This window comes from bacterium (assembly GCA_035529855.1).
In the GTDB taxonomy this organism is placed as follows: domain Bacteria; phylum RBG-13-66-14; class B26-G2; order WVWN01; family WVWN01; genus WVWN01.
On record DATKVX010000052.1, the window covers coordinates 1 to 8,233 of the forward strand.

Annotated in this window: 10 protein-coding genes; 9 read left to right on the forward strand and 1 reads right to left on the reverse strand. The window is 61.7% G+C overall.

Features of this window, described 5'->3' with window-relative positions; all coding sequences use genetic code 11:
• The first annotated feature begins 649 nt into the window (after window positions 1-649).
• The 9 genes from hutU (at window position 650) to VMX79_05920 (ending at window position 7,222) form a co-directional block, all read left to right on the forward strand.
• Window positions 650-2,314 carry a urocanate hydratase gene (hutU, locus tag VMX79_05880; protein ID HUV86625.1) on the forward strand — a complete coding sequence of 555 codons (1,665 nt, stop codon included), beginning with the start codon at window positions 650-652 and terminating at the stop codon, window positions 2,312-2,314.
• A 75-nt stretch (window positions 2,315-2,389) separates the two neighbouring features.
• Window positions 2,390-2,749 carry a cupin domain-containing protein gene (locus VMX79_05885; GenBank protein HUV86626.1) on the forward strand — a complete coding sequence of 120 codons (360 nt, stop codon included), beginning with the start codon at window positions 2,390-2,392 and terminating at the stop codon, window positions 2,747-2,749.
• Window positions 2,750-2,900: 151 nt separating this feature from the next.
• Complete coding sequence (locus tag VMX79_05890) at window positions 2,901-3,338, forward strand: hypothetical protein (protein HUV86627.1); 438 nt, start codon at window positions 2,901-2,903, stop codon at window positions 3,336-3,338.
• Window positions 3,339-3,383: 45 nt separating this feature from the next.
• Window positions 3,384-4,142, forward strand: a complete 759-nt coding sequence (locus VMX79_05895) for a hypothetical protein (GenBank protein HUV86628.1) — start codon at window positions 3,384-3,386, stop codon at window positions 4,140-4,142.
• Between the two features lie 60 nt (window positions 4,143-4,202).
• On the forward strand, window positions 4,203-4,958 hold the full coding sequence (locus VMX79_05900; GenBank protein ID HUV86629.1) for a hypothetical protein: 756 nt from the start codon (window positions 4,203-4,205) through the stop codon (window positions 4,956-4,958).
• 60 nt (window positions 4,959-5,018) lie between these two features.
• Complete coding sequence (locus VMX79_05905) at window positions 5,019-5,777, forward strand: hypothetical protein (protein ID HUV86630.1); 759 nt, start codon at window positions 5,019-5,021, stop codon at window positions 5,775-5,777.
• A gap of 60 nt (window positions 5,778-5,837) precedes the next feature.
• Window positions 5,838-6,596: a hypothetical protein gene (locus VMX79_05910; GenBank protein ID HUV86631.1), complete on the forward strand. Its 759-nt coding sequence runs from the start codon at window positions 5,838-5,840 to the stop codon at window positions 6,594-6,596.
• A 98-nt stretch (window positions 6,597-6,694) separates the two neighbouring features.
• A complete protein-coding gene (locus VMX79_05915) occupies window positions 6,695-6,886 on the forward strand; it encodes a hypothetical protein (protein HUV86632.1) in 192 nt (63 codons plus the stop codon).
• Between the two features lie 15 nt (window positions 6,887-6,901).
• Window positions 6,902-7,222 carry a TIGR04076 family protein gene (locus VMX79_05920; GenBank protein ID HUV86633.1) on the forward strand — a complete coding sequence of 107 codons (321 nt, stop codon included), beginning with the start codon at window positions 6,902-6,904 and terminating at the stop codon, window positions 7,220-7,222.
• Between the two features lie 192 nt (window positions 7,223-7,414).
• Here the strand turns inward: VMX79_05920 and ilvE are convergent.
• The coding region (gene ilvE / locus VMX79_05925) for a branched-chain-amino-acid transaminase (protein ID HUV86634.1) at window positions 7,415-8,233 on the reverse strand (819 nt) is incomplete at its 5' end.

Below are 8,233 nucleotides of genomic sequence, written 5' to 3' on the forward strand. Positions count from 1 at the left end.
GCTTCTGGATATAGGGGATAATTAGGAAGCGGCAGGCTTTATGCCTGCCGTGTTATTACCCGTTATGATATTATAAAGTATGGACTACTCCAAGTATAAAGGTCGGCCGTCTTTGCGGCTGGAGGGAGTCGATTACGGCGAACCGGTTACGTACGCCGTTACTTTTAATACGAAAAATCGCGTAACACATTTCGAAGACCCTGCGTTAACGGCGTCCCTTTTATCGATAATAATCCGCGCTAGATTGGAAGAGTGTTTTTACGTGTATGCTTACTGCATAATGCCGGACCACGTTCATTTAATGGTACAGCCGCACGGGTCGGCGATGCTACCGCGAATCGTACGTTCCATAAAAGGGCCCGATGACGGCGGCGTTCCGCAAGTCCCGGCCCGGCGTTACGCTGTGGCAGCGCGGATACGTCGATAACATTATAAATAGCGAAAAGGAGTTCGAGAACGTATTGAAATATATACTCTTAAATCCTGTTAAGGGAGGGTTGAGCGAACGGGAATTCGATTATCCGTTCAGCGGCGTATTGGATTATTTTAATCTTTAGCGGGAGCGGCGGCCTTTAAGGCCGCCGCTGCTGGGCGCGGGCGGTTTTTATAATCAGTCGTAAGCAGTTTGACGGTGAAGGAGAGGATAGTTATGGCGGTAGAGAGCAAACCGCGTACGGTCCGGGCGCCGCGCGGCACGAAGATATCGTGCAAGGGCTGGCACCAGGAGGCGGCGCTGCGGATGCTGATGAACAACCTCGACCCGGACGTGGCCGAGATACCCGAGGAGCTGGTCGTCTACGGCGGCGCCGGCAAGGCCGCGCGCAGCTGGTCGGCCTTCGATAAAATAGTCGAGACGCTCCGGCGCCTCGAGAACGACGAGACGCTGCTCGTCCAATCGGGCAAGCCGGTGGGCGTCTTCAAGACGACGCCGGACGCCCCGCGCGTCCTCATCGCCAACTCGCTGCTCGTGCCGGCCTGGGCCAACTGGGAGACCTTCTGGGAGCTCGAGGGCCGCGGCCTCATCATGTACGGCCAGATGACCGCGGGCTCCTGGATATACATCGGCACGCAGGGGATTTTGCAGGGGACGTACGAGACGTTCGCCGAGTGCGCGCGCCAGCACTTCGACGGCTCGCTCGCCGGCAAATGGGTTTTGACGGCCGGGATGGGCGGCATGTCCGGCGCCCAGCCGCTGTCGGTCACGATGAACGAGGGCGTGATAATAGACGTCGAGGTGGACCCGGCGCGGATTAAGCGTCGCGTCGAGCAGGGCTTCTGCGACCGGATGACGGCCGACGTCGACGAGGCGCTGCGCTGGCGCGACGAAGCGCTGAAGAAAAAAGAACCGCTGTCGATAGGCCTGGTAGGCAACGCCGGCGACGTTCACCCGGAGCTCGCGCGCCGCGGCGAAATCCCCGACGCGCTCACCGACCAGACCTCGAGCCACGACATGCTCAAAGGCTACGTCCCGCACGGCATGACGCTCGCGGAAGCGCTCGAGCTGCGGGAGAAAGACGCGGAAGAGTACACGAAGCGCGCGTACGAAACCGTCGCCGTTCACGTCGAGGCCATGCTCGCGATGCGAAAGCAGGGCGCCGTTACCTTCGACTACGGCAACAACATCCGCGCGCAGGCGAAGCATGCCGGCGTCGCGGACGCGTTCGCGTTTCCCGGCTTCGTCCCGGCGTACATCAGGCCGATGTTCTGCCGCGGCAAGGGCCCGTTCCGCTGGGCCGCGCTCTCCGGCGACGCGGGCGACATCGCCGCTACCGACGAGGAAGTTTTAAAGTTATTCCCCGAAGACGAGGCGCTCGCGCGGTGGATAAAGCTGGCGCAGGAGAAGGTCCCGTTCCAGGGCTTGCCGAGCCGGATATGCTGGCTCGGCTACGGCGACCGCGCCAAGATGGGCCTGGCGATGAACGAGCTGGTTAAGGCCGGGAAGGCGAAGGCGCCGTTCGTCATAGGCCGCGACCACCTCGACGGCGGCTCGGTGGCGTCGCCGTACCGCGAGACGGAGGCGATGCGCGACGGCTCGGACGCGATTGCCGATTGGCCCATCCTCAACGCGCTGCTCAACGCCGTTTCGGGCGCGACGTGGGTGAGCGTGCACCATGGCGGCGGCGTCGGTATTGGCTACTCGCTGCACGCGGGGCAGGTCATCGTGGCCGATGGCTCGAAGGAGCAGGCGGCGCGCCTCGAGCGCGTCCTGACCAACGACCCCGGGACCGCCGTCATGCGCCACGCCGACGCCGGCTACGAGGAAGCCATACAAGTCGCGAAAGAGAAGGGCGTGGATTTACCGAGCGTCGGATAATTTAAGTATGAGTAGCGGCGGGTTTTAAACCCGCCGCCGCGGGTGGATGTAAAATACCCCTTCCGAGGAACATCGATGGAGTACAATATTCATACCGACATAAAATACGGGCCGCTGGAGGTCGTGGACGCCCGCGGCCTGGCGGACGCGTGCACCGAGAAGTGGTGGAACCAGACGCTCTGCCGCGTCAACGACGGCGTGGCGCGCCTCGCCGTGCTGGAGGGCGAGTTCCACTGGCACAAGCACGACCGCGAGGACGAGTTCTTTTTCGTGCTCGAGGGTAAACTCCTGATAGACTTGGAGGGGCGGACGGTGGAGCTCGAGCCGGGGCAGGGCGTCGTCATCCCGAAGGGCGTATCGCACCGGCCGCGCGCGCCCGGGCGTACGGTCGTGCTGATGTTCGAGAAGGAGACCGTTGTGGCCACGGGCGACTAAGGCCGGAGGCCCCTGCGAGGGTGGGATGCACCTCGCGAAAAAACAGCGTGGATTTGGCGAACGCGGTATAATAGAAAGGATAAGAAGCGGCGGGTTTTAAACGCGCCGCGGCCGCCCCGGTCTTTCAACGATAGGGCATGAATGAGGAGCTATGTCTCGCGAGACCACTACGAGTACGTCGTCGTGGAAAAGCGTCGCCGTCATCGCCGCCCTTATCGCCGGGTTGCTGTTGCTCTTCGCCGCCTACATCTACGTCGCGAAGTGGGCTATCATGTCTTGGATGGAGGCGGGGCAGAGCGTGCCGCGGCCTTATCGGACCGCGGCGTACGTCGGCGGCCTGGTCGCGAGCCTGGCCGCGGCCTTCGGCTTCCCGCCCCTCCGCCGGCGCTACGCCGACCAAATAAGGCCGGAGTGGCTGAGCGCGTACGCCTCCATCGCGGCGTACCTGCTCACGCTCGTCACGGCTATCGGCGGCTTCGTCTTCGCGCTCGCGAACTGCGTACCGGGGGGCGGGACGTGGACCGTGGTGACGGTTTTCGTCGCGCTGGGCGTGGCGGCCGTGGCGCTCTTGCGGGCGGCGAAGGGATAGGGTGCTCTTAACGGTAGGGTGGTACGTTAGCAAGGGGGAACAGAGATGAGACGAGGGATGTTAGTAGTAATGTTGGTTGCAGCTTTGACGGCCGCGGCCGGCGCGCAGGTATGGCCGCCGCGGCTTGTCGGCTCGTTCGCGGCGCCGCCGGGAGCGTTGGATATCGCCCTTGGCGTCTCGCATTTATCCGCCCTAGTTGACGGTAATCCGCCTACGGTTTACGAACTCGAGTACTGGAGCGGTTCGATAGTCGGTTCTTTTACGGTGCGGGTCCCCCGGGGCGCGCGCGGTATTACGTATTCTCGGTATCCGACACGTATGATATATATAAGCAACCGCGTTAACGGTTACATCTACGAGATTCCGATGGCGAGCTCGATAGTTAGTTCTTTCGTATGCCCGGTGGGTACGCCGTATGGCCTTACTTATTCGGAAACTTGCCGCCACGGGACGGGCTTGTTCGCCGCGTGTCGCGACGAGAACCTGATAGCGAGAATGGACCCGGCGAACGGGTTGCTTTTATCGAGTTTCGCCGGCCCAGCAACGGCCGTTACCGGGTTTGATTATTGCTTCGCCGTCGATCGCTATACGCGATTTCTCTATTGGGATTATTACGGCGCTTGGGAGGTCCTCGATGTCCTGCCGGCCCGGCCGCTAGGCTTGGCGATTGGGATTTACGGGCGGCCTTACGACGAGGGTATCCTCGGTCACGTTCTTTGCCGCGACGGATACATCTATTATTACGACGGATATATTACCGTGGCGCCGGCGTCGCTGGGTCGGGTGAAGGCGTTGTACCGCTAGGGTGCGGCTCGTTATCGTTTAACGAGGTTTAGGGTCTCGATACGAAAAGGGGGTACCGAGATGTTTCGCGGATTTCTATGCGCGATAGTCATCGCGGCGTTGGTTGCGGTCGCCGGAGCACAGTCCTGGCCGCCTCGGCTCGTCGGCTCGTTTCCGGCGCCGCCGGGAGCTTGGGACGTTGCTTACGAATACCGTTGGTTATATGTCCTTACGGACGGTACGCCGCCCCGGGTTTACCAATTGACGACCACCGGTTCGACGAACGCGAGTTTCCCGGTTCCCGTACCGGCCGGCGCGCGGGGTATAGCGTGCAACGGCTTCCAGCCTGACCGGATGTTTATCAGCAATCGCCTAAACGGGTATATCTACAAACTCACCATGGAAGGTTCACTTCTGAGCTCTTTCCTCTGCCCCGTCGGGTCGCCCTACGGCCTCGGGTTCTCGGAATATTATCCACCCCACGGCGAAGGTTTATTCGCGTCTTGCCGGGACCAAAACCTCATATTAAGGCTAAACGATACTACGGGTTCGCTGTTGTCAAGTTTCGCGGGGCCGTCTACGGCGGTCGTTGCTTTCGACGATTTCTTCGCGGGCGACCGTTACGCCCGATACTTGTATTGGAATTATTATATCGACTGGCGCGTCCTCGACACTTTGCCGGCGCGGGTTTACGGCGTGGGAACCAGGGTGGAATGGCCGATTGACCAAACGGTTTACCTTTACGTCTTGTGCGGCAACGCGTATATCTATCAGTACTTCGGCTGGACCGCGGTGGCGCCGGCGTCGCTGGGTCGGGTGAAGGCGTTGTACCGCTAGGGTGCGGCTCGTTATCGTTTAACGAGGTTTAGGGTTTCGAGACGAAAAGGCGGTACCGAGATGGTACGCGGATTTCTATGCGCGATAGTTATCGCGGCGTTGTCGGTGGGGTTGAGGGCGCAATCCTGGCCTCCCAGCCTGGTCGAATCGTTCCCGGCGCCGCCGGGGGCGCGGGACGTGGCCTTTGAAGGTTGGGGCCCTTTATACGTGTTCGCGCCCGGCACGCCGTCGCGGGTTTATGAATTGACGACCCGCGGCTCCACCGTACGGAGCTTCACCATCGCCGTACCGAACGGCGCGCGCGGCTTCACGTACGACGGTTACTCGATTAGTAGCCTGTGGGTGAGCAACCGGCTTAACGGCTACATTTACGCGTTCACGACCGCCGGGTCGCTTACGAGCTCTTTCCTCTGCCCCGTCGGCAAACCTTACGGCCTGGGTTTTTCCGTATATAACCCGGTCCGCGGTAACGGCCTGTTCGCTTCGTGCCGGGATGAGAACCTTATCGTGAGACTGAACCAAACGACGGGGTCTTTGTTGTCTAGTTTCGCCGGGCCGGCGTCCGCGGTAATAGGCTACGACGATTGGCTCTGCGTAGACCGGGATTCCAACTATTTGTACTGGGATTACTATCGCGAGTGGCGGGTCCTGGACACGTTGCCCGCCCGGCCGTACGGCGTCGGGACCGGCGTCCTGTGGCCCACCGACCAGTGGGTCCGAGGTTTCGTCTTGTGCCGCAACGGTTACATTTACCGTTATGAGGGCTATTCCGCGGTGGCGCCGGCGTCGCTGGGTCGGGTGAAGGCGTTGTACCGCTAGGGTGCGGCTCGTTATCGTTTAACGAGGTTTAGGGTTTCGAGACGAAAAGGGGGTACCGAGATGTTTCGCGGATTTCTATGCGCGATAGTCATCGCGGCGTTGGCGGTGGGGTTGAGGGCGCAATCCTGGCCTCCCAGCCTGGTAGCTTCGTTCGCGGCGCCGCCGGGGGCTATAGATGTCGCGTACGAACACGGACCTTTATACGCGTTGGCGGACGGGTCCCCGCCGACCGTTTACACTTTAAACGCTTACAACGGGTCCATAACCGGGAGCTTTACCGTACCGGTCCCGTCGGGGGCGCGCGGCATTACGTACGACGCCTACGGCGCCGAATCGATATGGGTCAGTAACCGCATCAATCGGTACGTCTACCGTCTGACGACCGCGGGGTCGCTCGCGGGTTCGTTCGCGTGCCCGGGCGGTGCGCCCTACGGCCTGGGGTATTCCTACTACAACCCGCAGCACGGCCGGGGCCTATTCGTGACGTGCCGCAACGAGAACCGCATCTTGAACCTTAACGCTACCACCGGCTCCCTTTTGGGAAGCTTCGCCGGGCCGGCGTCGGCCGCCCTCGAGTACGACGATTGGTTCTGCGTGGACCGGAATTCCAACTATTTATACTGGGATTACAATCGGGAGTGGCAGGTACTGGATACGTTGCCGGCGCGGCCCTGGGGCGTCGCGACCAACGTGATGTGGCCCACCGACCAGTGGGTGCAGGTTTACGTTCTATGCCACGACGGCTACATCTACCGCTACGAGGGTGCAACCGCCGTCGCGCCGGCGTCCCTTGGCCGGATAAGGGCGTTGTATAGATAACCCGAACGGACCGCGGCCGCGACGCGTACGTGGTGAAGACGTACAAGGCGGGCGAGGAGCGGGGGGACTTCCCGGTGCCGGCGCACGGCTAGCCGGAGGTGACTTACCGGTTGTGGCTGCTCGAGCCCGGTAAGGAGTATCGCGTCCGCGTGGAGAAGTTCGGCTCCGCCAGCGAACCCGGGGAGCCGGAGGGCGACGTCATATACGAGACGCATTATCATTTTTACGTTCAGGTAAGGCCGCCGGTTAACCGTGCCGCGTTGCGACGAAACGTCTCGCCGCGGCATTAGACGGGAGTGTTCGCGATGAGCGTCGAAATCCCTCGATGCAGGATCACCGTTTTAAAGCGTAACCTCTACCGGGACCTGGCCGAAGAGTACCTCGACGATTCTTGTAAAGACATCGGCCCGTGCGAGCTTTTCGAGGACGGCCAGGAATTCGTAATCGACCCGGCGGCGCCGCCGCCCGAAGGTTTCTGTAGCTGGGCGTGGGCGGATATTCGCAAGGATATGTTTACCGTGGCGTACGGCGCCCACGTCTCCGGCATCAAACAACCCGGGACCGTTCTTACCGGGTGTACGGATTGGTTCAGGCCGGTGATCTTTAAAGTGGAGAGGCTCGGCTAAGCCGACCTTTTTTACGGCGCCGCGTGGAGAAGTTCGGCTCCGCCAGCGAACCCGGGGAGCCGGAGGGCGACGTCATATACGAGACGCATTATCATTTTTACGTTCAGGTAACGTTACCCCGAGTTCGCTTACGTAAAGAAGCGGCGGGTTTAAAACCCGCCGCTTCTGCTTCGACGTAAGGCTCCAAGGGAGTTACTTCTCCCCGATAGTCATCACCCAGCCGTACTTGTCCGGCGCCTCCTTGAGCATGATGGCGTTGAGCTTGTCGTAGAAGAGCCGCGAGTACTTGCCGACGCCGCCGTCGCCGATGGTCACGTCCTCGCCCTCGACGTTCACCACGCCGATGGGCGTGATGACCGCGGCGGTCCCGGTGCAGAAACACTCGTCGGCGTCGTAGATCTCCGGGAGCATCACGTCGCGCTCGGCGGTTTTGAGGCCCTCGTCGGCGGCGAGCTGCAGCACGCTCTCGCGCGTATAGCCGGGAAGGATGCTCAGGTCCTCCAACGAGGGCGTCGCGAGCTCGTCGCCTTTCCGCAAAAAGAAGTTCGCCGCCCCCACTTCCTCGAAGTGCTCGTGGTTGACGTCGAGGTAGAGGAGCTCGGCGTAGCCCTCTTCCTTCGCGAGCGAGTTGGGGTACATTCCCGGCGCGTAATTGCCCGCGGCCTTGACCGAGCCCACGCCCTCCGCCGGCGCGCGGTGGAACTCCTTCGATACCTTCAGCTTTATGGGGTGGAAGCCCCCCTTGAAGTAGGGCCCCACCGGGCTCGCGAAGACTACGAAGAGGTATTCGTCGGCGGGTTTGACGCCCAGCACCGGGCCGGAGGCGAACATCACGGGCCGGATATACAGCGCGCCCTGCTCGTCGGTCGGGAGGTAGGCCTTGTTGGCGAGGGCCGTTTGCTTCACCGCGTCCACGAATCGGCCCTCGTCGTACGCCGGCATCATCAGGCGCCGGCAGCCGTCGGCCATGCGGCGCGCGTTGTCGCCCGGGCGGAAGAGGACGATCTCGCC

Bases quoted from the DNA above. Each gene is read 5' to 3' on its own strand.
- VMX79_05905 (HUV86630.1), top strand. From the start codon at position 5,019: ATGGTACGCGGATTTCTATGCGCGATAGTTATCGCGGCGTTGTCGGTG.
- VMX79_05900 (HUV86629.1), top strand. From the start codon at position 4,203: ATGTTTCGCGGATTTCTATGCGCGATAGTCATCGCGGCGTTGGTTGCG.
- VMX79_05920 (HUV86633.1), top strand. From the start codon at position 6,902: ATGAGCGTCGAAATCCCTCGATGCAGGATCACCGTTTTAAAGCGTAAC.
- VMX79_05885 (HUV86626.1), top strand. From the start codon at position 2,390: ATGGAGTACAATATTCATACCGACATAAAATACGGGCCGCTGGAGGTC.
- hutU (HUV86625.1), top strand. From the start codon at position 650: ATGGCGGTAGAGAGCAAACCGCGTACGGTCCGGGCGCCGCGCGGCACG.
- VMX79_05895 (HUV86628.1), top strand. From the start codon at position 3,384: ATGAGACGAGGGATGTTAGTAGTAATGTTGGTTGCAGCTTTGACGGCC.
- VMX79_05890 (HUV86627.1), top strand. From the start codon at position 2,901: ATGTCTCGCGAGACCACTACGAGTACGTCGTCGTGGAAAAGCGTCGCC.
- VMX79_05910 (HUV86631.1), top strand. From the start codon at position 5,838: ATGTTTCGCGGATTTCTATGCGCGATAGTCATCGCGGCGTTGGCGGTG.